Genomic DNA, 21,188 nt, shown 5'->3' on the forward strand with positions numbered 1-21,188 from the left:
CGGACACCGACAATCCGGACGGCGCCATGCCGATCCGCGATGTCAGGAAGCGCGCCTATCTCACCACGCCGCGCGGCCGGCAAAGCCTGGACTATCTGGTCTGCCTGTGCCGCGGTGCCATCCTGGCGCGCAGCCGGGCGGTCGAGGTGACGTTCTCGGTGAAGTTCCGCGACGGGCTTGATCTCTCCTGCCGCAAGAACGCCCGCATTGTCGACCCGCATATTCCGGGCGGCGAGGCGACGGGCAAGATCATCGGCTATGCGCTCAATGTCCAGAACGGCGCGCTGGTCGCCTCGATCACCATCGGCTGCACCATCGGCAAGGGCAACAGCGTGACCACGGTTCCCGGCGCTCCGGTCTATGCCGAGGAAGGCATTCTGGAACCGGGCATCCAGGCGTATGTCGGCCGCACCGTCATGCCGGTCGCCGGCGAAGTGACGCTGTCGGAAGACTATATGCTGGTGCCGCCGAATGACGACGGCGTCAATTTCTTCGACATGCGCGCCGCCGATCTGGTCGAGGACATCACCGTCATCAACGGCATCGTCGAGCAGCGCGAAGTGCTCAACGCATTCCTGTCGGACATGTCGGCGGCGATCGACGCCTTGAACCAGATCGACACCGAGGTCGATGGCGACCTGAAGAAGCTGACGCTCGATCGCGACGATCCGCCCTTCATCACCGACTATCCGATCGAGGTGAGCGCGATGATGGTGCCGAGGACCATAAACCTGGAAGCCGCCTGATGGCCGATCTCGTTGGCCTCTCCAATCCGTGGCGCGCCGGCCGCAATTCCAGCGGCGCGCGGCTCTCCGTCATCAACAGTGCCGGCAATGGCGAGGCGGTGCTGAAAAGGGCGCTGGCCCGCATTCCTCCGCAAGGCGATGGCCCGGCGCATTTCCACTTCGGCGGGCCGTCTTCCTTTACGCTGACGACGCCGGATCAGAAGAGCAATCCGGGCATGTCGGTGATATGGCCGCCCGACGATCCGGCTGACGATCCCAAGGACGGCATCGTCATCGACGACTTCGACTACGTCGACCGCAGCGTCGAGAAGATCAAGGTCGTCAACCCGCAGGACTCCGAGCAATACGTCATCGTCGAGCGCATCCTGAAAGTGATGTTCGTCGATCGCACCACCGGGCGGTACAAGCGCTTCAATTTCGACTGGTCGAAGGACCCTTCGGAGACGCAGGACCACACCGGTGGTTGAGGGGATTTTTTCATGACCGCACTGAAATACGTCAGCACCGGGCCATGGGGCGCCGGCGAGGGATCGCCGCTCAATGCCAGCGAATTCGACGGCAACACCTATGAGCTGGCGCAGCGCATCGACGCCATTATTGGCGACATCCCCGAGCCGCTCAACATCTCCAACATCACCGTCATCGGCGTGCAGATGCGGATCTACCTGGAGGACGGCACCGTCTTCGGCCCGTTCACGCTGCCGCAGGCGAACTTCCGGCCGTCGATCGGTATGGACATCGACGCCACCACCGATGGCACCTTCACCGTCACGGCGTCCCACGCGAACCGCTATCTGCGCTACGACGGCAGCGAAACCCTGACGGTAATTCTTCCGCCCGACCTGCCGGCCGACACCGAAGTCACCTTCCGTCAGGTCGGCGATGGCGCAATCGCATTCCCCGAAAGCACCGATGTCCCCGTCAATGGCATGGAGGGCTTTATCAATCAGACCGCCGGCCGCGGCAGCACTGTGACCTGCAAGGTGGTGCCTGATGGCAGCGAGTGGGATCTGATCGGGCGCCTTGCCGAGGACGTGACCGCCTGATGCCCGGTCCTTATGGGTCGCTCGCCAATCCGGCCGAACTCGATTTCTTCCAGCAGATCGTCGCCGTGCATTTCACGTCCGTGAAATACATCGCTTTCGCGCTGAACATCATACGCCGCTCGGTGGTCAAGGATTATCCCTATCCCGGCGGCGCATCCGGCGAGGTGACGGATGGCGAGCAGCCGTGGGACTGGACGGCGGTCGCGGAGGAGGCGCCGCTGGCCGAGAATCCGCTCACGCCAAATTCCGTGAATTACATCACCGGCTTTCAGTATGAATGGGCCGTGGCGCCGTCGCCGGGCTATGGCGCATGGGGCAAGAACACCGGTGACTGGGGGCCTTTGAAAATAGACGCGTTCGAGGGCTTGCCCAGCCTTCCCGACGTGCATTCGCTGACGCCGTGGACGGTGGTTTTGTCAGCCTACGGCACCACCAACACGATCTTCAGCTGGTATCCGCGCGCCGAATTCCAGTCGCTTGCCGGTGAAGCACTGCCCGATTTCGGCATACCGAACCATGAGAGCATCGCCTTCCAATCCGTGCCGAACGCGACCCTGCAGATGCGCGGTGCCAATTTCACCGACGCACCGCTGCAAGGCACCGGCTTTTTCGGCGGCACGGACGGCACGGTGGGGCGCGACCCGTACTCTGCGAGCTCGTACTACTGCCAATATGGCGTGACCGGCTTTTGGGACCCCAACACCGGAGAGGGCATGGACTATGTCTTCTCGCCGCTGGCGATCGATGTCTCGGCGATCCTCATTACCCACAAGGGCAAGACTTATCGCGGCATCGGCGCGGCCGTGCAGCCGGATGGCGATACCCTTACCCCGACGACGCCCGGCGTGCTGTGGATCTTGTGCGAGAGGGAGACGACGACATCATGATGCCAGGTGTTGCAGCCCAGCCGCTTGGCGGCAGAAGCGTGTTTTCGCCGACCGTGCTCGCCGATGCTGACTATATCAACGAGGTCTATGAGCTTGCCGGTTCGCCGGTTGCCGCAGCATCCATCATCGACAAGCCGGCGCGCATCGGTGTGAGCGGACTGGAAATCCTCAACGACGATGTCGACGGCGTCGTGGCGGCAATCGCAGATTATCTGGCGCTGCTGTTGACGCTCGACTGGACGGTCGTCATCGAATGGGACGAACTGACGACGGATGGCGCCACCTACCTGCTCTATCTTGCCGATGTCGATGACAATCACACGTTCCGCATAGAGCGCAGCACCGCCTTCACTGGCCTGCGTGTGGATGCGCATGAGGCGAGCTTCAACACCCGAAACGTCGAGATCAACACCTCGCATGGGCCAGGTGTGCACAAGATCGCCGTGACCAGGACCAACGATTTCCTCAGCATATCGTGCGACGGCAGTGCCGTGGTTACTCAGGTCGTCGCACCAATCTCGATGAACCCGATGGCAACCGCCTCCTTCGGCGGCGATCCAACCGACCAGTCCTACAATGGCACCTTCATTCGCAAGGTGACGCTCTACGCGCCGCTGGCCGACATCTGGCTGCCCGCCCTTTCCGCCTGATTTTCTCACAACCCCTGAAGGAACCCGCCGATGGCCACGCTCATCGTTACCTATAGCCGCGCGTTTCCCAATGTCTTCGGCAGCCAGGTCGTCGACGTGGCGGTCGGCGCCGCCGCCCGCTCGGAAGAAATCACCATGCCCAACACCGGCACGCTGACCGTCGAAGCCGGCGAGACCATCGTCGTGCTGCTGGCCGATGCCGATTGCTGGGTCGCGGTCGGGCCGGCGCCGGACACGGCCGAAAGCGAGGGTGTCCGCGCCGCGTGGCCGGTTCCATCAGGCATGCCCTATCCGCTGCTGGTCGCGCCTGGCGACTTGATCGCGGTCGAGGCACGCTGATGCTCGGCTTTTCGCTCTTTTTGCGCCTCGGCATGATCCTTGGCTTCGCTGGCGGCGGGTCCGCGGCGTCGCCGGATGGCGTGTTCGACTTTTCGAAACCCAAGAACAGCGGCTTGCTGATCCTGCTGGAGGATATCTGACATGACCCAAATCCCCATCAAGAATGCCAATGGCGATATCGTCAACGTCGAGGCGCCGCTCGCGCCCGGCCGCGTTGCTGCCGCCGCATCCCGCCCGGTCGCGCTGTCGAACGAAGACTTTGCCGCTATCGACGGCATCGAAACGGCCATTGCCAGTTCAAACACCAAGCTGGACACTCTGCATACCGACCTGGCGACGACGCTCGTCGGGTTGCTCGACGGCCTCGAAGGCATCCTCGGCACCACGGCCGGCGCGGCCGTCATCACCGACGCCAACGGTACCGTGCAGCAATATCTGCGCGGCCTGGTCAAGCAGTGGATCGCCGGCACGCTGGTAGTTGGCCCTGGCACCAGCCTGATCGGCAAGGTCAAGACCAAGTTCATCGAGGCCGTCGCCGCGACGATGACGCGCCTGAACAACACCACCGCCTATGTCGCCAACGAAGGCGTCTCGAACAGCGCCACGGCCGGATCTGTCACGCCGTTCTCTTTCTCGCTGTCCGACATCAACGACGACTTGGTCACGATTGAGCGGCTGCGGCTGATCACTTCCGACACCGGTGTCGCCGGCAAGTCGCTGCGCATGTGGCTCTACCGCGCCTCGCCGACCGTCAACAGCGGCGATCACGCTGCGTTTTCGCAGCCGAGGGCAACCTTCATCGGCTCGCTGTCCGGCTCGATGCGGACCTTCAGCGATGGTTCTGGCGGTCTCTTCGTGCCCGACGAGGGCGCGCGCATCATCACGCTGCCGACCTCCGGCGCCAAGACCGTCTTCGGCCTGTTGCAGACGCTGGACGCGTTCACGCCCGTTGCGCAGTCGACCTGGATCGCTACGCTTGAAGGCTTCCAGGGAGCCGCCTGATGACCGCCGCACCCTATATGCTTGGCCGACGCGGGCCGGGCAGGGCTGTCGTTGTCGGTGGCGGCAGCGGTTCAACCGATGGCGGCTTTGTCGCCGATCCAATCGTCACCACCACGGCCTCGGGCAACACCACCGTCAAGGGCCAGGTCAAGCCCGGCTCGTTCGGCAAGTTCGTCTATCCCCTGGCGACGATCGCCGCCGGCCGGCAATACACCTTCCGCTACACGCCGCAGTTTTCGCAGCTCGCCCAGCAGGGCAAGCTCGCCATGGTCGGCTTCGGCCTGAAGGCCAACAACGATTTCCACATCGTCGGTTTGCGCGGAAATGGCACCACCGGCCTCAATAAATACAAGGTCAACGGCACGCCGCCGAACGGCTGGAACAAGGACACCGGGCACACGACATCGGATGGCGGGGCATCCGCCAACGGCACCCAGGCCGGGCCGAACTACATCAGGCTGGTCGTCTCGGCGGATGGCGCCACCTACAAGTTCCAGACCAGCCCCGACAATGTCACCTATACCGACGAATACACCGGCGCCACGCCGACGCCGTTCTCCAACGTCTCCGGCGTCGCCACCTTCGGCATTGCGCTTTGGTTCAACAATGCCGATGCCGGCCCGTTCTCGATCGTCATCGACCAGTTCGCCGATGCAGCTGCGCCCGTCACCGATCCGTATTTCGCCAATGTCGTTCTGCTGCTGGGTCTCAACGGCGCCAACAACGCTACCACAACCACGGACGAAAGCCTGTCGGCGCACAGCCCCGTGACCTTTGGCGGTAACGCCCATCTTGATACAAGCGCGTTCAAATTCGGAACGTCGTCCGTGGTCTTCGATGGCGTTGGCGACTATATACAACTCGCCGCCCACGCTGACTTTTCACCCGACGCGGGGCCTTTCACCTACGAGGGGTGGTTCCGTTGGACGGCGATAACGGGAAACCCGCTCCTGTTTGGACGCATGGGTGGCTCCGACACATGGATGCTCTATTATAGCGGTTCCGAACTCCTGTTCCGGGACGGCAACGCTCACTTCAGCAGTGGCTTCCCGTTCACGCCGGTTGTCGGGACGTGGCATCACATTGCCGTGGATCGTGATGCGTCGAACGTCCTTCGCCTCTACGCGGACGGCGTAATGGGCGGAAAGGCAATTGGCTATAACTACAACATCGGCAACTCCCCCGATCCGATGGCATTAGGCTATCGATTCGTCGGTTCAAGCTCATTCGACTTCAACGGTCGTGCTGATGAATTTAGAATGACCAAAGGCGTGGCGCGCTATGCCTCGGATGCAGGGTTTGCGGTGCCAACTGCGGCTTTCCCAAGATCGTAGATCGAGAGGTTAGTTCGCCTTCCGCAGCACATTGAGCACCACCGCCGCATCGTGGCTATCGCCGCTCTCCAGAACCTCCCAGAGCCCGTCAAGACGCACGAGCCGCCCGCCATCATGCGTGCGGATCTCGCCAGCCTCGCGGACAACCCTGTCGCGCAGATTCTGATCCAGCTCCAGCCACGGTTTGGGCAGCGAAAACCAGTCGCGTTTGGGCTCTTTCATCGCCGCAACATAGCCAATCGATCCCGGAAAGGAAAACACATGCCCCGTCTCGTTACGGACTGGCGCCGCGTCGTGCTGTTGTCGCTCAGCTTTTGGATGCAGCTGGCCGGCCTCGCCGTGCTCATCGCGCCCGAGCTTCGCTATAGCCTGACCGGCCAGGATTACGATCCCTATCTGGCATGGTGGCTTGGCGTGCTGTTCCTGCTTGCCGGCATCGTCGGCCGCGTCTGGCAGCAAGGGCTTTCGCCGTGGAAGGAATGGCTGCGCGTCGCCGCAATCATAGCCATCATCATTGCGCTTGCGGTCATCTTCGCCGCGCCCTCCAGGGCGGCCACATCCGATTCCGGCATCGCGACAGAGGCGCAAACGCTTGAGATCGCCGTGCCGTTCATCGCCAGGGAAGAGGGCAAGCGCAACCGGGCGTATCGCGATGCGGTCGGCATTTGGACGATCTGCTATGGCTCGATCCGTGGTGTCGTTGCCGACATGGTCAAGACCGACCGGGAATGCCTCGCCTTGCTTTGGGTCGAGGTTGCCGAGCACCGCGCCGGGCTGCATCGTTTCTTCAGCCCGGTGACGATCGCGGCGCGCCTGCCGGCGACGCGCGACGCCGCCTACACCTCGACTGCCTTCAACTGCGGCATCGGCGCCATCGGCAAGTCGACTGCAACCCGCCGCCTCAATGCCGGCGACATCGCCGGCGGCTGCCAGGCGCTGACCTGGTTCGACAAGGCCGGCGGCAGGGTGCTGCGCGGCCTGTTCGAGCGCCGCAAGCGCGAAAAGGCGCTGTGCCTGCTGGGCGCGCACTGATGACCACCAGGCTCATAGCCGCGCTTTGCGTCGTCATCGCCTTCCTGGCGCTCGGGCTGACCGCCTATCACTACAAGCTGTCCGCGCGCGACGCGATCGTCGCTCAACAGGCGGCCGAGCGCAGCTTGAAGACCGCACTGGACGTCAACGCCGACAATGAAAAGACGATGACGGCGCAGGCCAAGGCGCAGGCGAGGGCCGACCAGTTGGCCGCCGATCTCGCCGCCGAAATCGATGTTGCGAACCAATCCGCGCTGGCCGTCGCAAGGACGCTGGCCGAACTGAGGGCGAAAAATGCGGATGTTGATGCCTATCTCAAAGCTCCTGTGCCTGGCGCTCTGCGCGGCCTGTACGCCGACAAGCCCGCCGGTCCTCACTAAATACGTGACGCTCGACCGGCACATCCCGGCGTCCTTCAAGCGCCGCTGTCCGCCGCCATGGCACAAGCCCGGCGGTCCTGAAACCACCGGCGACTTCGTCGAGCGCGGCGATGCCAACGAAGCGGCGCTCGCCGTCTGCTCGGTGCGAATGGACAAGATCATCAAATGGGACGCGCCATGAAACCGTGGCTGACGGTGATGCTGGTTGGCATGGCGGCCTGCCTGGCGGCGATCGCCATCCTTTCGATCTGAAGCAATGCAACCGGCGGGGATAGAGCATGGCGGCAACGGGCGTGGAGCGGACCCTTGGCATTCTGCTGGCCAAGGTGGAAGGCATCGAAAAGAGCATCCAGCTTGGCGATCAGCACCGCGCCACGGTGCATCGCCGGGTCGACGAGCTGGTCGAGGATCTTAGTGAAGTCAGGATCAATGTCGCGGGCATAACCGTCGACGTCGCGTCGATGAAATCCGATGTCGCCGACACCAAGATGGTCACCGACGAGGTGACGCGCTGGAAACTGATGGGGCTTGGCGCGCTTGGCGTGACCGGCATCGCCGCTGGCGCAGTGGCCTCGACAATCACCTATTACTGGCACGACATCTGGCGCGCGCTGCGCGGCATGTGAGGATCGTCGGCCTGCTGGTTTGCGGTTTGGGAACTATTTTAGCCAAAACTGATTGATGTGCGGTTCCCGAGTATCGTTCATGCGTTTGTCGTTCATCCCGCCCATGGTGCCGAAACTGGTCGCCAGCCCGCCCGAGGGCGACGGATGGATTCATGAGATCAAGCTTGACGGCTATCGCGTCCAGATCGTCATCAACGGGCCTGACGATATCAGGGTCTTCACCAAGAGCGGCGCCGACTGGACGGCGAAATTCGCCGGCATCGCCGAGGCGGCGAAACTGCTGAAGTGCCAGACCGCCATCATCGACGGTGAGGCGGTCGTCACCAATGCCGCCGGCCTGCCGGATTTCCATGCCATGCAGCGGGCTGTTCACAAGGACCCCTATGCGGCGGTGCTAGGCGCATTCGATATTCTGCACCTAGACGGCTACGATCTGCGCGACATCGGCTGCAAGGCCCGCCGCGAGATGCTGGCCGCAATCATCGAGCCGACCGGGCAAGTCGGCCGCATCCAGTTCAGCGAGGCGCTGCCGGGCGACGCCAAGTCGATCTTCTACCTGGTCGACCAGGCGGGGATCGAGGGCGTGGTGTCGAAGCGCGCCGACAGCCGCTACCGCAGCGGCCCGACCTCGAACTGGGTCAAGGCGAAAAGCTACGTGATCAGCGACCTGGAGCTGCTCGGCGTCGAGCGCGAGCGCGGCCATGCATCGCAAGCCCTGATGGCCGAGCCGGGCACCGGCAAATATGTCGGTTCTGCCGTCATCAGTCTCGGCCGTGACATGAAGGAACGGCTATGGAAGCGGGTCGAGGCACATGCCGGAACGCCGGCTGCCGGGCTCAAGCGGCCGGCCGCGCAGTGGGTATCGCCCGGCATAGGCCTGCGCATCAAGCACCTGCGCGGCGAGGAAAAGCTGCGCCACGCCTCGGTGCTGGGCTTCAGCGACGAGTGAGCTTATATCGGGTCGCATGGGCTGGACAGTTCAAGAATTGATCGACAAGCATATGAAGCTGGTGGCCGACTGTCGTCGGCCCTCATGCCATCACAATCAGCGTCTCGATCTCGAAAAGGTGAAAGCCAAGCTAGGCCCGGATGCACCGGCGATGGCGGACGATCTCATCCCCAGGATGCGATGCGCCAAGTGCGGCGGCAAGGACGTCGGCCTGATCTATTCGCCCGATCCCGACAAAGTGTCTGGCATGGGCCGGCGGGTTCGTGGCTAGAGGGGGTCAATTGCACCTGGGTTTCAGTTCCAAGTTTCACCAAATGTTCCGCATGCTAGCACCTGCGCAAAGTTGGAACTATCGCCGATCCGCCTCGATTTCTTCCGGCCTTCTAAGCCGATGGTCACAGGTTCGAATCCTGTCGGGATCGCCAATCTTTTCAGGGTCCGTTCCGGACACATAGGTTACGGTTTATACCGGAGACATGGGTAACACTTTTGGCCCGAGAGGGTCTTGTGGTCGGGTTTGATTTTGATTGCGTTTTCATTTTAGGAAGACCTAATATCGAAGGGCTTTGAAATCGGCATTTTGGGAGGAGTGTCATGCCTAGAGTTTCAGATCTTTTCTTCAAGACCGCCGTCGTGTGGCTCATTTTGGGAATAGGCGCCGGTTTGCAGATGGCGATCTCGGGCGACCACGGTGCTTTTCCGGCCCATGCACATATCAATCTGCTCGGATGGGTCACAAGCGCGATATTCGGCGGCTACTACGCCCTCAATCCCGCAAAGGCGGCTCGTAAGATCGCAATGATCCACTACGGCCTCTATACGATCGGCTTGGTAATCATGCTGCCAGCGCTGTATCTGATGCTACACGGCGGCTATACGGCGATCGAGCCGGTCGTCGCCGCCGGCTCGCTGATCGTGGCCGCTGCCGTGCTGGTGTTTGCCTTCGTGGTCTTCTCGGGCGCGAGCGTGCGTTTGGCATCTGAGCTGTCGCCAGCCACACGCTGAATTGGCGGAATCGATATCAGCGAGATAAGCCCGCCAGCAAGCTGCGGGCTGCCGGAGCTTTGGGACCGGCGATCGGCCCGCGCAAGCAGCGCCAGAACCCTATTGGCAATTCCGCGTGCCAAAGGTTCGAGGAGGAGCATCCCCGGCGGCACAATATTTTAGCGGCTGCGAAACAAAGATTTCCGACCCGCGTTTAGGCTCGTCCGACATGAGAGCCTCGGGAATGGATCCAGCAACTGCAGCGGTGATGGTTTTGCTTTCGTGCAGCCCAAGCCAAGCGTCCGTCTGCAAACCTGTCAATTGGGCACCTGAGACTCGCTATGCCTCGCTTGAGGAATGCCGTGCCTCATTGGCCGACAGGCTCGCGGCAGCGCCTAGCGGAGAAATAGTCGGCCGATGCCGTCCTGTCGACCAGACCGTCACCGGCTCGCTGCCTACCGGATATACGACGGTTGTGGTGACCCGAGGCATTGGGAGCAGCGCCGTCAGCACGAGCTATATCGTGCAGCACCACGAGTAAGGTTTCCTGTGAGGAAGCGAGCTACGCGGCGGACTTGATTGTCCGCTGGGCGGACCGCTGGCTGGGCGCCAGCCCATTTTGGGCGCGGGACCGCGGTCCGGCGAGTTCCCAATCCGAGCAAACAAAAGCGCGACAAAATCAGCATGCGTGCCGTCGGCTCCGGCCGCTCAGCATCATCGTCCCGGAATTATTTCGTGATCTTCCTGGCCTGGAACCTTAGCACACACCGCGCGTTCGGGGCCTTGTATTCGCGGTGCCTGATAAACAGGCAGTGTGAGGACCAGCGAAACGGGCGGGGGCAAAATAGGTGCGGGTTGGGGGAGGAGAAGCAGGCCATGTCGAAACGTGAAATTGGAACGTCCCCTGCTTTGGTGCGGCGTATCGCCGAACTCAAGGCCAGAATGCATGATGCCGAAATTTCCGACCATGAGATGAGGACCTTTCACAAGGTCGCCGCCATCATGGGGGCGGGCGACGGTTCGCTGCGACTGGATGCCGACGACCTGATCGCGGCATCCTTCGTTGTCGAGGCGGGTGGGCCATCACCCAACCGCTGAATTCAGGATCTCCCCTCATCCAGGCGAAATTCGGTGAATTCGCTTCAGCCGCCGGAGCACTGCCGCCCAGTGAGGCAAGCGTGCTCCGGCTCCCGCTCAACCGATCTAGAATTGAAACGAACATCTTATCATTTTGTTTGCGTTGGCACGTCATAGTAGAGACGGCTAACGGAGTGAAACGGGATGAAGCTCGACCTGTCGCCGACCAGCTGGGGCAGGGTGGTCGCTGTCACTGCCGCCGGAACGGCGTTCTTTATCGCTGTGGCGTTTTTCGTCGATTCGTTCAATTTCCCCTATCTTTCGACCGAGGCCGTCTGGCGTGCGCAGCTGACCGACCTGATGCTTCCCCTGGTGCTGGGCGGCTCGTTCCTGTTTTTTCTCATGTGGAAGATCCGGCAGCTGGCCATAGCCCAGCGCGATCTCAGCGTCATCGCGGCGACGGACAGCCTGACGGCGGTGTTGAACCGAGGTGCCTTCTCGATGCTGGTCGAAGCCTATCTCGAGCAGACCCGCAAACAGGAGCCGACCCGTTCCGGCGCGCTGCTGATCATCGACGCCGACCACTTCAAGTCGATCAACGATCGCCTCGGCCATGACTGCGGCGACCAGGCGCTCAAGCTGATAGCGCAGACGATCAAGGCACAATTGCGCGGCAGCGATATCGTCGGCCGCATTGGCGGCGAGGAGTTCGGCGTGTTTCTGCCTGGTGTCGATCCCTCGCAATCCTGGCTGGTTGCCGAAAGCATCCGCCGGCGCATCAGCGAGATGGACTTTTCGCCCGGTGGCCGCTCCTGTCCGCTTTCCGTCAGCATCGGCGGCACCAGCTTCAACGGGCCGACCACCTATGAGGCGATATTCTCCGCCGCCGACAGACGGCTCTATGCCGCCAAGTCGAATGGCCGCGATCAGGTCAGCTTCGATCCGGCGCAGGCCGCCCCGGAACCCAGCGCCGCCACCATGCATTGACCACCGGCTTGCAAGTGGCTGGGGGCTGACGCGGGCGGCTTCCTTGACGCTCTCTCACCGCTGTGCTTCCTCCGGGCAAGGCCAGGTAAGCGCAGCGATCATGATCCATTTGTTCAACGGTTTTCAGAACCCGTTTGGCGGCAGTGAACGCGAAACCCTGGACCTGTACCGACTGTTGAGCGCCGATGTGCCGGTGCGGCTGTGGGCAACCTCGTCGCGCGTATCGGACGAGCTGATGCGCCAATTCCCGATTCGCCCCGTCTCGCCGGCAACGCGCAACGCGCCGGACGGTGGCACCTATGTCTTCCTCGGCGCGCATTGGCGCAACAAGCTATGGCCTTACTTGATCCCGAAGCCGCGCCGGCTGATCTATGTCTTCAACACCTTCCACCCGAAGATCATCGCGCTGACGACGCGCATGCCGCGCCTGCTTGGCTGGCCAGACGCCGAACTGGTGTTGATATCCGACTTTCAAAAGCGCCTGTTGCGGGTCGAGGGCGTCGTTCATCCGTCGCCGATCGATATCGACCGTTTCGCGCCACGGCAAGGGAGGCCGGACGGCCCGTTTACGGTCGGCCGGCTGAGCCGCGACACGGCGGACAAGCATCATGCCGACGATGCGGCGCTTTACGAGGCATTGCTGGCCGATGGCGTCGCGGTGCGGATCCAAGGCGGCATGCCGCTCAGGGACAGGCTCGCGCCGCATCCGCTGCTCGAACTCCTGCCGCAGGGCCAATTTGCCGCCGAACAGTTCCTGCCGACGCTCGACGTGTTCTACTACCGCACCGGTTCGCATGTGGAGACGTTCGGCCGCGTCGTGGTCGAGGCGATGGCTTGCGGTTTGCCCGTGGTCTGTCATGTGCATGGCGGCTATGCCGACCACATCAGGCATGGCGAAAACGGCTTTCTGTTCGAAACCACGCAGCAGGCGGCCGGCATCCTGGCCGAGCTCAAGGCCGATCCGGCGCGGCGAGAAACCGTGGGCAAGAAGGCGAGGCAGACCGTCGAACAGCTGTTTTCGCCGCAGGCATTGCGGCAACAGCTTGATTTCTACCGGCGTTAACGGCACCACGCCGTCTGGCCTTTCCAGACACCCTTCGGCGCGCCAACAGATCGAGCAGGACTTCCACCGATGACATTGATGGGCGCCACGGCACTGCTGATCCTGGTCCTCACCTATGCCGGCGTCGCCATCGGCCGCATCCCTGGCCTGCGTCTCGACCGCGCGGGGATCGCACTGCTTGGCGGCGCCGCGATGATCGCCATTGGCGCGCTCAGCATGGAGGATGCCTATCGGGCCATCAATTTCGACACCATCACGCTTCTGCTCGGCATGATGATCGTGGTGGCGCATCTGAAGGTATCGGGCGCCTTTCGCGGCCTTGGCGCGATCGCCATCGAGCACGCGCACGCACCGTTCATGCTCCTGGTGATGGTGACGCTTCTAACCGGCGTGCTGTCGGCCTTCCTGGTCAACGACGCCATCTGCCTGGTCATGGCGCCGATCGTCGTCCACGTCACCCGCGTCATCAACCGCAACCCAGTCCCCTATCTGATCGCCACCGCCACGGCATCGAACTGCGGCAGCGTCGCCACCATCACCGGCAATCCGCAAAACATGGTCATCGGCGCGCTATCGGGCATTTCCTATCCGGCCTTTTCGGCGGCGCTGGCGCCGGTCGCGCTGTTCGGACTGGTCGCGGTCATCGTCATCGTGCGCATCGTCTACCGGGCCGAATTCACCCGTACCGCTCAATTGACGCCGCACGTCTCGCGCGGCCGCATGCATCGCGGGCAAGTGCTGAAGGCGGTGATCGTCTGCATCGGGCTGGCGATCGCCTTCTTCGCCGGCGTTCCCGTGGCCAAGGCGGCGCTGGTCGGCGGCGCCATTCTCCTGCTCACCCGCGCCATCAAGCCGGAACGCATCTACCGTGAGTTAGACGGTCCGCTGCTGTTCATGTTCGCCGGGCTGTTCGTCGTGGTTGCCGGCGCCGAAAAGACGCTGCTGACGCCTGATATGATCGCTTCGGCCAAAAATCTCGGTCTGGACAATGTCTGGCGTTTGTCCGGCTTCACGGCCGTGCTCTCCAACATCATGAGCAATGTGCCGGCCGTACTGGCGCTCAGGCCGTTCATACCCGGGTTGGAAAACCCCGAACGCGCTTGGCTGGTGGTGGCGATGAGCTCGACGCTGGCCGGCAATTTCACGCTGCTCGGCTCGGTCGCCAACCTGATCGTTGCCGAACAGTCCAAGGCCGCCGGCACACCATTGTCCTTCGGTGCTTTCTTCAAGGTCGGCTTGCCGCTGACAATGATCACGCTCGTCGCCGGCACCGCTTGGCTGGCGTTGGGATTCTAATGCATGTCGCCCAAAAGTGATCTCGGTTTTGGGAGAACGACATGCATAAAAACAAGGGTCTAAAGCGCGTCGCATGAATCCGTTTCGGCGCGACGCGCTTTAGGCCTGGCCTGAGATTCGCGCCTTGACCAGCGTGGCCGCGGCTCGTCCGGCGGCTTCGATGTAGTCGGCATTGCGGTGGATCAGCATGATCGAAAAGCAGCCGTCTATCAGCAGCACGATTTCACGGGCCAGGGCTTGCGGCTCCTCGATGTCGTACCCGGACAATGCGCCAGCCAGCCATGCTTCGAAGTTGGACTTGTGCCGCGACCCAACCTTGATCGCCGGATGGCCAGGCATCGAGGCGAGTTCCGCGGCGGTGCGCAGGAAGCCGCAACCCTTCCACTTCGGATGGCGCGCCACCCGCGCCAGATTGCTGAAGATCGCCTCGACCTTGCGGTCCGCACCGCCCTCCTGGGCGTCGAACCACGCGGCCATCTGCTTCAGATTGGGCTGGTCGCGCCCGTCGAGATAGGCGGCGATCAGGTCGTCCTTGCTCTTGAAATGGTAGTAGAGCGTCCGCTTGGTGAGCCCGGCCTTTTCGGCGACGGCATCGACGCTGACACGGCCGATTCCCTCGGCGTAGAAAAGCTTCGTCGCGGCTTCGACGATGCGTTTGCGGGTCGGACTTTGAGCTTCAGGCATGGACTATGTATACCGACTAGTGAATATACAGGCAACAGAAAGCATGTTCCTTTTCTCGCCGCAGCTGAAGAGGAAAAGCAAATGACCGATCTTGTCCTGAACGAAACCCGAGACGAGGTTGCCGTCCTCACCCTCAATCGTCCGGAAAAGCTCAACGCGTTGAACTATGCCCTGATCGATCGCCTGCTCGCGATCCTCGACGAGATTGAAGTCGATGGCAGCGTCCGGGCTGTCATCCTCACCGGAGCAGGGGAGCGGGCTTTCTCGGCGGGTGGCGACATCCATGAATTTTCGGCCAGCGTGGCACTTGGTTCCGATGTCGCCATGCGCGACTTCGTCATGCGCGGGCAGCGGCTGACGGCGAGGCTGGAAGCGTTCCGCAAACCGATCATCGCGGCCGTCAACGGCATTGCTTTTGGCGGTGGCTGCGAGATCACCGAGGCCGTGCCGCTCGCCATCGCCAGCGACCGAGCTCTGTTCGCCAAGCCGGAGATCAACCTTGCAATGCCGCCGACCTTTGGCGGAACGCAGCGCCTGCCGAGGCTGGCCGGGCGCAAGCGGGCACTTGAGCTGCTGCTGACGGGCGACTGGTTTCCGCCGCCGCGGGCGCTTGAGTTCGGTCTCGTCAACGAGGTTGTGCCCCATGCCGAACTGATGCCGGCGGCTTTTGATCTGGCCAGGCGCATTCTGCGGCACTCGCAACCGGCCATCGCCAGCATTCTGACGGCAGTGGCGCGAGGCCTCAACCAGAGCATTGCCGAAGGGCTGCTGGTCGAGGCCGAGCAGTTCGCCCGCATGGCCCCGACCACCGATCTGCGCGAAGGGCTCGATGCCTGGATCGAGCGCCGCAAGCCGGGCTTCGACGGCTCATGGACCCATATCGCACGGCCGGAGGAGGCCCGGCGGGCCTCCTCCGCGTTGGATCACGGCGACACCAGCAATCGGCCCTTCATGTTGGGATGGAAGCGGCAGAAATAGTCGAGCGTTCCCGCCGCCTTCAATGTCAGGCTTGCTGATTTCCGTGGCGGGATCATCACTTCCCAGCCGCCTTTCACTGTGGCTGTGTGGGCGATCACGTCCTTGTTCACCCACTCGATCGTGTCGCCGACCTTCGCCTCGACGACGTCAGGCGAAAAGACCAGCTTGTCGATGGTGACCTGGATGGTTGCGGCCGCCGCCGGCGCCGCCGCAAGGACCAGCGCCAGCGTGGCCAGCCATGGCAGGCGATTTGAAGCTCCCGCTTTCATTTCAGCATGCCGGCGACGTGTTCGGCATGCTGCTCATGGCCTTGAAAGATCTTCAGGCCAGTCTCCAGCAGGCCCTTCAACTCGGCATTGCCGGCCGAGGGAATGAGCAGGGTTTCGAGCGCGCCGTTGACCTGCTTGTGGTAGGCGACCTCATTGTCGACATAAGCCTTGTCGAAGGCCGCGCCTTTCAGCTTGGCGAGCTTGGCGCGCTCCTCTTTCGCCGCCTTCGTCAGCGCCTGGCTGGTGGCGTTGTCCTCGGGCTTCACCTTGAGCTTCTTGACTAGCTCGAGCGCCTGCTTGTTTACCGCTTCGTGGTCGCGCTCCATGTCCTTGGCGAAATCGAGAACCTCCTTGTTCTTCGATTTCTTGATCGCCTGCTTGGCGGCCTCGATGTCGAGGACGCCGGCCGTATAGGCGATATGGGCGATCTGCGGGTCGTTCGGCTTGTCGGCGGCCTGTGCGAACGGGGCGGCGCTGACGAGAAGCAAGGCGGCAAGGGCGGCGGTGTATCGGGTGAACATGGCATCCTCCTTGCCCGGCCGCGAGGAGGCGCCGGGCTCACATTTTTCAGTTGACGCTGATTGGATGCGGAAGCTGGAGAAACGTTCCCGGAAAATCAGGACAAGATCATTCGAAGCCCAGCCTTCCCATCACCGCCTGGGTCAGCCGCTCGCAGCGCCGGCCGGCGAAGGGGAAGGCGTCGAGCAGCACAGGGCCGATCTCGTCGTCCAGCGCCTTGCGCAACAGGGCACGCGCCCGGTGCAGCCTGGTCTTGACCGTCTCAGGCCGCAGACCGAGCAGGTCGGCGGTTTCCTCCATGCTCAGGCCCTCGATGACGCGGGCCACGAAGACCATGCGGTAGATATCGGGCAGGCTGTCGGTCGCCCGTTCGACAAGTGCGAGAATCTGCCGCTGCGCCATCGTCCGCTCCGGATCGTCGCTGGGATTGAGGGGAAAGCGGATGATCCGCGCTTCCGGATTTTCAGGCATTGCCACAACGCGCCGCCTCTTGCGCAGGCGGCCCAGCGCCTCGTTGATGACGATGCGCGACAGCCAGGTGGCGAGCGAGGACTCGCCACGGAATGCCGCCAGACTGGCGAAAGCATGGACATAAGCCTCCTGGACGATGTCCTCGGCCTCGGCGTCGTTGCGCACCACGCCGCGCGCGATGCGGAAGAGCCGCTGGTTGTGCGTCTTGATGATGGCGCGGAAGGCGTCCGCCTCGCCCGCCAGCGCTCGCTGCACGAGCAGCATGTCGCTGGAAGGGTTTTGGGCCACTGCGGGCGTGGCGGGCATTGCGAGCTTGCTCATCGCGACCGGATCTCCCGAATAGACGCCCGAACAGACACTTGACTGCACGTTGGATGCGCCTGCCGCAAAAAGGTTCCCGGGTTTCGGCGATCCGGCTTCGCTTTTTTTAGGCCGCCGCCAATCCGTTGTCTGCCGTTTGTACGCGCGCCGCCGCCGCCAGAAGATCGGTCTGCGTGATCAGGCCGAGAATGCGCCGCTCGCCGTCGACGATGACCACGGCGTGGCTGCGGCCGTCGGTCAGCACGGGAAGCAGGCTCATCGCTGGCGTATTGGGCGAGGCGGTGCCGGCCCTGGACATCACACCCTTCACCGTATCGACGGCCTTCGTCAGCTCGCGCAGGCCGACGGCGCCGACCAGCCTCGCTTCGGCGTCGACCACCGGCAGGGTGCGGATGTTGTGATCGAGCAGCTGCTGGCGCGCCTCGTCGACCTTGGCTTGCTCGGGCACTGCAACCACGTCGCGCGACATGATGTCCTGGCAAAGCAGCGTCCGGTGCGACCGCACCATCGCCTGCAGTTCGACTTGTCTCAACAGCCGTTCAAGGTCGTCGCGGTCGATGTCGAAGGTTTCGTCGAGTGTGGTCAGCGCCGCATCGACGTCCTCGGGCCGGAAGCCGACGCGCTGCCCCGCAGGCGGATCGGCGGTGCCGTGGCTGTTGGCGACGGGTGCCGCGACGTGCGGGTAGTTGCGCCGTGCCAGCCTGTGAAAGAGGAAGCCGAGCGTGACCAGGATGATCGAATTCAGGGCCACCGGCACGAAGGGAAACAGGAATCCCGCGCTGACGACGGCCGGCCCGCCGAGCACCGCCGTCAACGCCGCGGCACCACCCGGCGGATGCAGGCAGCGCGTGAACGACATCGCCGCGATGGCGAGCGCCACCGCGAGGCCGGAGGCAAATATCGGATCATGGACGAAATGCATGACGGTCACGCCCACCAGCGCGGATATGGAATTGCCGCCGATGATCGACCAGGGCTGTGCCAGCGGGCTCGCGGGCACGGCGAAGAGAAGCACGGCCGAGGCGCCCATCGGCGCCACCAGCAGGGCCACATGCGGGCCGCCGCCCATCGCGAGTCCGCTGATGGCGCCGGTCAGTGCGATGCCGATCGTCGCTCCGATGCACGCCAACAGGCGTTCACGCAGCGTCGCGCCGGCAAGGATAGGGACAAAAAGACGAAAGGCCATGGCAACTTTGTGGTGAAGGGATCGGCTTGGTGACGAATGGATTGGCTAAAATGCGTGCAGCACGCAATGAAGCCGAACCCACGGATTTGAAAGTCAAACAAATCCGGAAAGCCGCGGCCCGGGAGAATAATATTGCGCGCCACGCCGCGCTGGGATGCTGCGAGCGGCTCGCGCTTTGTCATCAGCGTCAATGCCTTGCGGTCGTTTGCTGATTCTGCTCGGCAGCCGGCCCGTACGCGCGGTCAGGCGGCGGCCGCGGCGGCCAGACCACGCTGGATATCCGCCTTCAGATCCTCGGCATCCTCGAGGCCGATCTGCAGGCGGATCAACGGGCCTTCATAGGCGGCTTTTGCAACGACGCGATCGCCGAGCCAGACCGGCACGGCGAGGCTCTCGTAGCCGCCCCAGGAATAGCCGAGCCCGAAGATCCGCAAAGCGTCGAGGAAGGCGTGCTGCTGTCTCTGGCCGCCGCCGGCAAGCACGATGGAGAAGATGCCGCTGGAACCGCAGAAGTCGCGCTTCCACAGGCCATAATCAGGGTGGCTGGGGAGAGCAGGGTGGAGAACGCTCGCCACGCCCGGCTGGCCCTCGAGCCACGACGCGATGGCGAGCGCGCTGCGCTGATGATGCTCCAGCCGCACGCCCATGGTGCGCAGGCCGCGCAGCACCTGGTAGACATCGTCGGGTCCAGCACAGCAGCCAAGCGTGCAAAAGCTCTCATAGAGCTGCTTCCAGCAGCGCTCATTGGCCGAAACCGTGCCAAGCAGCACGTCGGAATGGCCGGCCGGATATTTCGTCGCCGCATGGATGGAGATGTCGACGCCATGGTCGAGCGGACGGAAGTAGAGCGGCGTCGCCCAGGTGTTGTCCATCATCACGATGGCGCCGGCCGCATGCGCGGCCGCGGCGATGGCCGGAATGTCCTGCACCTCGAAGGTATTTGAGGCCGGCGATTCCGTGAACACCACCTTGGTATTAGGCTTGATCAGGGCGGCGATGCCCGCGCCGACATGGGGGTCGTAATACTCGACCTCGACTCCCAGCCGCTTCAGCATGGTGTCGGCGAAATTGCGGGTCGGGTGATAGACGGAATCGACGATCAGCAGGTGATCGCCGGCCGATACGAAGGCGAGCAGCGGTATGGTCACCGCCGCAAGCCCTGACGGCACCACGATCGTGCCCGCCGAGCCTTCCAGCGCGTCGATGGCGTGGGCAAGGGCGTCCGTCGTCGGCGTGCCGCGCGTGCCGTAAGTGTATTTCTGGTCGCGCGCCGCCATCGCGGCGGCATTGGGAAACAGCACGGTCGAGGCATGCACCACGGGCGGATTGACGAAGCCGAAATAGTCGTGCGGGTTGTTGCCCGAATGGGCAAGCCGCGTGTTGATGCCCATCTTGCCTGGCCCGCTGCCGTCATTCGCCATTCTTGATCGCCTCGTTTCACAAGGCGCTAGCCATAGTGCGGTGCCATGGGCCGTGCAACAGCCCAGCCGCCGCCACCGGACGGACTTCGGATGTGCCAATTCGAAGACAGCTTTGCCGAGTTCGATCTGGCCGCCGGATATTGTAAGCCGCCGCAAAAGGTATATGATGGATATCTAATGCAAAGTAGGCGGGCCAATCTTACCGGATGTTCAATCCCGGCAGCGGCTAACGCACTGGCAATTGGGCTTCCGCATCACCGCTTCTCGTTCCCGCCGAACAACAATGGGAGGGATCGTTATGTCCAACGTCAAGTGGATGTTAAAGGCGCGTGAATTCGTCAATTGCAACTGCGCCTATGGCTGCCCGTGCCAATTCAACGCCTTGCCCACCTACGGCTTCTGCCAGGCCGTGGTCGGCATGGAGGTCGAAAGCGGCTATCACGGCGACACCAGGCTCGATGGCCTGCGTTTCGCGGGTGTGTTTCGCTGGCCTGGCGCAATTCATGAAGGCGGCGGCGAGGCGGCGGTGGTCATCGACGAACGGGCGAACGAGGCGCAGCGCGTAGCCCTGCTTCGCATTCTCGGCGGCGAGGACACCGAGCCCGGAGCGACCATATTCCAGGTTTTCTCGACCACGCTGGATACGCTGCATGACCCGATCTTCGCCGCCATCGACTTCAAGGTCGACGTCGACGCAAGGACAGGCCATCTGCACGTGCCGGGCGTCACCGAGGGCCATGGCGAGCCGATCAAGAATCCCGTCACCGGCGCCGAGCATCGGGCGCGCATAGACCTTCCGCGCGGTTTCGAATACGCACTCGCCGAAATCGGGCGCGGCTGGACCAAGGCGACCGGTCCGATCGCGTTCGAATTGGCCGACACCCACAGCCACTTTGCCAATCTGCATCTCACGCAAAGCGGCGTCGTGCATTGAGCCGACC

Annotated in this window: 29 protein-coding genes; 22 read left to right on the forward strand and 7 right to left on the reverse strand. The window is 63.0% G+C overall.

Features of this window, described 5'->3' with window-relative positions; all coding sequences use genetic code 11:
* The 9 genes from X741_RS1000000170275 to X741_RS161930 all read left to right on the forward strand — a co-directional run.
* Nucleotides 1-746, forward strand: a 746-nt coding sequence (locus tag X741_RS1000000170275) for a hypothetical protein (protein WP_032927470.1), incomplete at its 5' end; no start/stop codon positions are given.
* Entirely contained in the window at nt 746-1,213 is a 468-nt protein-coding gene (locus X741_RS161960; RefSeq protein ID WP_023776358.1) for a hypothetical protein, read from the forward strand. The genes X741_RS1000000170275 and X741_RS161960, both read left to right, overlap by 1 nt.
* Nucleotides 1,214-1,225: 12 nt before the next feature.
* Complete coding sequence (locus X741_RS161955; protein WP_023776359.1) at nt 1,226-1,792, forward strand: hypothetical protein; 567 nt, start codon at nt 1,226-1,228, stop codon at nt 1,790-1,792.
* Nucleotides 1,792-2,679, forward strand: a complete 888-nt coding sequence (locus X741_RS161950) for a hypothetical protein (RefSeq protein ID WP_023776360.1) — start codon at nt 1,792-1,794, stop codon at nt 2,677-2,679. Before X741_RS161955 ends, X741_RS161950 begins: the two co-directional genes overlap by 1 nt.
* On the forward strand, nt 2,676-3,329 hold the full coding sequence (locus X741_RS161945) for a hypothetical protein (protein WP_023776361.1): 654 nt from the start codon (nt 2,676-2,678) through the stop codon (nt 3,327-3,329). Before X741_RS161950 ends, X741_RS161945 begins: the two co-directional genes overlap by 4 nt.
* Before the next feature lie 30 nt (nt 3,330-3,359).
* A complete protein-coding gene (locus tag X741_RS161940; protein WP_023776362.1) occupies nt 3,360-3,668 on the forward strand; it encodes a hypothetical protein in 309 nt (102 codons plus the stop codon).
* Nucleotides 3,668-3,808 carry a hypothetical protein gene (locus X741_RS1000000169505; protein ID WP_023776363.1) on the forward strand — a complete coding sequence of 47 codons (141 nt, stop codon included), beginning with the start codon at nt 3,668-3,670 and terminating at the stop codon, nt 3,806-3,808. The genes X741_RS161940 and X741_RS1000000169505 overlap by 1 nt, the downstream gene beginning before the upstream one ends.
* A gap of 1 nt (nt 3,809) precedes the next feature.
* A complete protein-coding gene (locus X741_RS161935) occupies nt 3,810-4,670 on the forward strand; it encodes a hypothetical protein (RefSeq protein ID WP_023776364.1) in 861 nt (286 codons plus the stop codon).
* A complete protein-coding gene (locus X741_RS161930; protein WP_023776365.1) occupies nt 4,670-6,004 on the forward strand; it encodes a LamG domain-containing protein in 1,335 nt (444 codons plus the stop codon). The genes X741_RS161935 and X741_RS161930 overlap by 1 nt, the downstream gene beginning before the upstream one ends.
* A gap of 9 nt (nt 6,005-6,013) precedes the next feature.
* Here X741_RS161930 and X741_RS1000000170280 read toward each other — a convergent pair whose 3' ends face one another.
* The gene (locus X741_RS1000000170280; RefSeq protein WP_031249760.1) at nt 6,014-6,265 is read right to left on the reverse strand and encodes a hypothetical protein; all 252 of its coding nucleotides are present in this window, start codon (nt 6,263-6,265) and stop codon (nt 6,014-6,016) included.
* Here X741_RS1000000170280 and X741_RS1000000167375 point away from each other — a divergent pair, their 5' ends adjacent.
* The 11 genes from X741_RS1000000167375 (at nt 6,266) to X741_RS161880 (ending at nt 14,398) form a co-directional block, all read left to right on the forward strand.
* Nucleotides 6,266-7,036, forward strand: a complete 771-nt coding sequence (locus X741_RS1000000167375) for a lysozyme (RefSeq protein ID WP_023776367.1) — start codon at nt 6,266-6,268, stop codon at nt 7,034-7,036.
* Nucleotides 7,036-7,416, forward strand: a complete 381-nt coding sequence (locus X741_RS161920; RefSeq protein ID WP_023776368.1) for a hypothetical protein — start codon at nt 7,036-7,038, stop codon at nt 7,414-7,416. The genes X741_RS1000000167375 and X741_RS161920 overlap by 1 nt, the downstream gene beginning before the upstream one ends.
* Nucleotides 7,417-7,420: 4 nt before the next feature.
* Entirely contained in the window at nt 7,421-7,597 is a 177-nt protein-coding gene (locus X741_RS1000000169510; RefSeq protein ID WP_023776369.1) for a hypothetical protein, read from the forward strand.
* A 97-nt stretch (nt 7,598-7,694) separates the two neighbouring features.
* Complete coding sequence (locus X741_RS161915; RefSeq protein ID WP_023776370.1) at nt 7,695-8,042, forward strand: DUF1515 family protein; 348 nt, start codon at nt 7,695-7,697, stop codon at nt 8,040-8,042.
* Nucleotides 8,043-8,121: 79 nt separating this feature from the next.
* The gene (locus X741_RS161910; RefSeq protein ID WP_023776371.1) at nt 8,122-8,991 is read left to right on the forward strand and encodes an RNA ligase family protein; all 870 of its coding nucleotides are present in this window, start codon (nt 8,122-8,124) and stop codon (nt 8,989-8,991) included.
* 52 nt (nt 8,992-9,043) lie between these two features.
* Nucleotides 9,044-9,262, forward strand: coding sequence for a hypothetical protein (locus X741_RS161905; protein WP_245272647.1), 219 nt, complete (start codon nt 9,044-9,046; stop codon nt 9,260-9,262).
* Between the two features lie 323 nt (nt 9,263-9,585).
* The gene (locus X741_RS161900; RefSeq protein WP_023766408.1) at nt 9,586-9,996 is read left to right on the forward strand and encodes a hypothetical protein; all 411 of its coding nucleotides are present in this window, start codon (nt 9,586-9,588) and stop codon (nt 9,994-9,996) included.
* A gap of 855 nt (nt 9,997-10,851) precedes the next feature.
* Nucleotides 10,852-11,073: a hypothetical protein gene (locus tag X741_RS161895; RefSeq protein WP_023766409.1), complete on the forward strand. Its 222-nt coding sequence runs from the start codon at nt 10,852-10,854 to the stop codon at nt 11,071-11,073.
* A gap of 183 nt (nt 11,074-11,256) precedes the next feature.
* A complete protein-coding gene (locus tag X741_RS161890) occupies nt 11,257-12,039 on the forward strand; it encodes a GGDEF domain-containing protein (RefSeq protein WP_023776373.1) in 783 nt (260 codons plus the stop codon).
* Between the two features lie 100 nt (nt 12,040-12,139).
* Nucleotides 12,140-13,102 carry a glycosyltransferase family 4 protein gene (locus tag X741_RS161885; protein WP_023776374.1) on the forward strand — a complete coding sequence of 321 codons (963 nt, stop codon included), beginning with the start codon at nt 12,140-12,142 and terminating at the stop codon, nt 13,100-13,102.
* 69 nt (nt 13,103-13,171) lie between these two features.
* Complete coding sequence (locus tag X741_RS161880; RefSeq protein ID WP_023776375.1) at nt 13,172-14,398, forward strand: anion transporter; 1,227 nt, start codon at nt 13,172-13,174, stop codon at nt 14,396-14,398.
* A gap of 99 nt (nt 14,399-14,497) precedes the next feature.
* Here the strand turns inward: X741_RS161880 and X741_RS161875 are convergent, their stop codons facing one another.
* Complete coding sequence (locus X741_RS161875) at nt 14,498-15,082, reverse strand: TetR/AcrR family transcriptional regulator (RefSeq protein ID WP_023776376.1); 585 nt, start codon at nt 15,080-15,082, stop codon at nt 14,498-14,500.
* 81 nt (nt 15,083-15,163) lie between these two features.
* Between X741_RS161875 and X741_RS161870 the strand changes: the two genes are divergently transcribed.
* Nucleotides 15,164-16,060 (forward strand): crotonase/enoyl-CoA hydratase family protein, encoded by an 897-nt coding sequence (locus X741_RS161870; RefSeq protein WP_023776377.1) that lies wholly within the window; start codon nt 15,164-15,166, stop codon nt 16,058-16,060.
* Here the strand turns inward: X741_RS161870 and X741_RS161865 are convergent.
* From X741_RS161865 to X741_RS161845, 5 genes are all read right to left on the reverse strand, one after another.
* Complete coding sequence (locus X741_RS161865; protein WP_023776378.1) at nt 16,006-16,329, reverse strand: cupredoxin family copper-binding protein; 324 nt, start codon at nt 16,327-16,329, stop codon at nt 16,006-16,008. The two genes, X741_RS161870 and X741_RS161865, sit on opposite strands and share 55 nt — an antisense overlap.
* Nucleotides 16,326-16,850 carry a DUF4142 domain-containing protein gene (locus X741_RS161860; RefSeq protein ID WP_023776379.1) on the reverse strand — a complete coding sequence of 175 codons (525 nt, stop codon included), beginning with the start codon at nt 16,848-16,850 and terminating at the stop codon, nt 16,326-16,328. The genes X741_RS161865 and X741_RS161860 overlap by 4 nt, the downstream gene beginning before the upstream one ends.
* Before the next feature lie 106 nt (nt 16,851-16,956).
* Nucleotides 16,957-17,640, reverse strand: coding sequence for an RNA polymerase sigma factor (locus X741_RS161855; RefSeq protein WP_023776380.1), 684 nt, complete (start codon nt 17,638-17,640; stop codon nt 16,957-16,959).
* 106 nt (nt 17,641-17,746) lie between these two features.
* Nucleotides 17,747-18,826, reverse strand: a complete 1,080-nt coding sequence (locus X741_RS161850) for an HPP family protein (protein ID WP_023776381.1) — start codon at nt 18,824-18,826, stop codon at nt 17,747-17,749.
* 242 nt (nt 18,827-19,068) lie between these two features.
* Nucleotides 19,069-20,247 carry a cystathionine beta-lyase gene (locus X741_RS161845; protein ID WP_023776382.1) on the reverse strand — a complete coding sequence of 393 codons (1,179 nt, stop codon included), beginning with the start codon at nt 20,245-20,247 and terminating at the stop codon, nt 19,069-19,071.
* A 298-nt stretch (nt 20,248-20,545) separates the two neighbouring features.
* Between X741_RS161845 and X741_RS161840 the strand changes: the two genes are divergently transcribed.
* Nucleotides 20,546-21,181: a DUF1326 domain-containing protein gene (locus X741_RS161840; protein ID WP_023776383.1), complete on the forward strand. Its 636-nt coding sequence runs from the start codon at nt 20,546-20,548 to the stop codon at nt 21,179-21,181.
* The last annotated feature ends 7 nt before the right edge of the window (nt 21,182-21,188 follow it).

This window comes from Mesorhizobium sp. LNHC221B00 (assembly GCF_000502935.1).
Taxonomy (GTDB): Bacteria; Pseudomonadota; Alphaproteobacteria; order Rhizobiales; family Rhizobiaceae; genus Mesorhizobium; species Mesorhizobium opportunistum.

Coding starts and splice junctions, on each gene's coding strand:
- X741_RS161960 (WP_023776358.1), top strand. CDS start 746: ATGGCCGATCTCGTTGGCCTCTCCAATCCGTGGCGCGCCGGCCGCAAT.
- X741_RS161955 (WP_023776359.1), top strand. CDS start 1,226: ATGACCGCACTGAAATACGTCAGCACCGGGCCATGGGGCGCCGGCGAG.
- X741_RS161950 (WP_023776360.1), top strand. CDS start 1,792: ATGCCCGGTCCTTATGGGTCGCTCGCCAATCCGGCCGAACTCGATTTC.
- X741_RS161945 (WP_023776361.1), top strand. CDS start 2,676: ATGATGCCAGGTGTTGCAGCCCAGCCGCTTGGCGGCAGAAGCGTGTTT.
- X741_RS161940 (WP_023776362.1), top strand. CDS start 3,360: ATGGCCACGCTCATCGTTACCTATAGCCGCGCGTTTCCCAATGTCTTC.
- X741_RS1000000169505 (WP_023776363.1), top strand. CDS start 3,668: ATGCTCGGCTTTTCGCTCTTTTTGCGCCTCGGCATGATCCTTGGCTTC.
- X741_RS161935 (WP_023776364.1), top strand. CDS start 3,810: ATGACCCAAATCCCCATCAAGAATGCCAATGGCGATATCGTCAACGTC.
- X741_RS161930 (WP_023776365.1), top strand. CDS start 4,670: ATGACCGCCGCACCCTATATGCTTGGCCGACGCGGGCCGGGCAGGGCT.
- X741_RS1000000167375 (WP_023776367.1), top strand. CDS start 6,266: ATGCCCCGTCTCGTTACGGACTGGCGCCGCGTCGTGCTGTTGTCGCTC.
- X741_RS161920 (WP_023776368.1), top strand. CDS start 7,036: ATGACCACCAGGCTCATAGCCGCGCTTTGCGTCGTCATCGCCTTCCTG.
- X741_RS161915 (WP_023776370.1), top strand. CDS start 7,695: ATGGCGGCAACGGGCGTGGAGCGGACCCTTGGCATTCTGCTGGCCAAG.
- X741_RS161910 (WP_023776371.1), top strand. CDS start 8,122: ATGCGTTTGTCGTTCATCCCGCCCATGGTGCCGAAACTGGTCGCCAGC.
- X741_RS161905 (WP_245272647.1), top strand. CDS start 9,044: ATGAAGCTGGTGGCCGACTGTCGTCGGCCCTCATGCCATCACAATCAG.
- X741_RS161900 (WP_023766408.1), top strand. CDS start 9,586: ATGCCTAGAGTTTCAGATCTTTTCTTCAAGACCGCCGTCGTGTGGCTC.
- X741_RS161895 (WP_023766409.1), top strand. CDS start 10,852: ATGTCGAAACGTGAAATTGGAACGTCCCCTGCTTTGGTGCGGCGTATC.
- X741_RS161890 (WP_023776373.1), top strand. CDS start 11,257: ATGAAGCTCGACCTGTCGCCGACCAGCTGGGGCAGGGTGGTCGCTGTC.
- X741_RS161885 (WP_023776374.1), top strand. CDS start 12,140: ATGATCCATTTGTTCAACGGTTTTCAGAACCCGTTTGGCGGCAGTGAA.
- X741_RS161880 (WP_023776375.1), top strand. CDS start 13,172: ATGACATTGATGGGCGCCACGGCACTGCTGATCCTGGTCCTCACCTAT.
- X741_RS161875 (WP_023776376.1), bottom strand. CDS start 15,082: ATGCCTGAAGCTCAAAGTCCGACCCGCAAACGCATCGTCGAAGCCGCG.
- X741_RS161870 (WP_023776377.1), top strand. CDS start 15,164: ATGACCGATCTTGTCCTGAACGAAACCCGAGACGAGGTTGCCGTCCTC.
- X741_RS161865 (WP_023776378.1), bottom strand. CDS start 16,329: ATGAAAGCGGGAGCTTCAAATCGCCTGCCATGGCTGGCCACGCTGGCG.
- X741_RS161860 (WP_023776379.1), bottom strand. CDS start 16,850: ATGTTCACCCGATACACCGCCGCCCTTGCCGCCTTGCTTCTCGTCAGC.
- X741_RS161855 (WP_023776380.1), bottom strand. CDS start 17,640: ATGAGCAAGCTCGCAATGCCCGCCACGCCCGCAGTGGCCCAAAACCCT.
- X741_RS161850 (WP_023776381.1), bottom strand. CDS start 18,826: ATGGCCTTTCGTCTTTTTGTCCCTATCCTTGCCGGCGCGACGCTGCGT.
- X741_RS161845 (WP_023776382.1), bottom strand. CDS start 20,247: ATGGCGAATGACGGCAGCGGGCCAGGCAAGATGGGCATCAACACGCGG.
- X741_RS161840 (WP_023776383.1), top strand. CDS start 20,546: ATGTCCAACGTCAAGTGGATGTTAAAGGCGCGTGAATTCGTCAATTGC.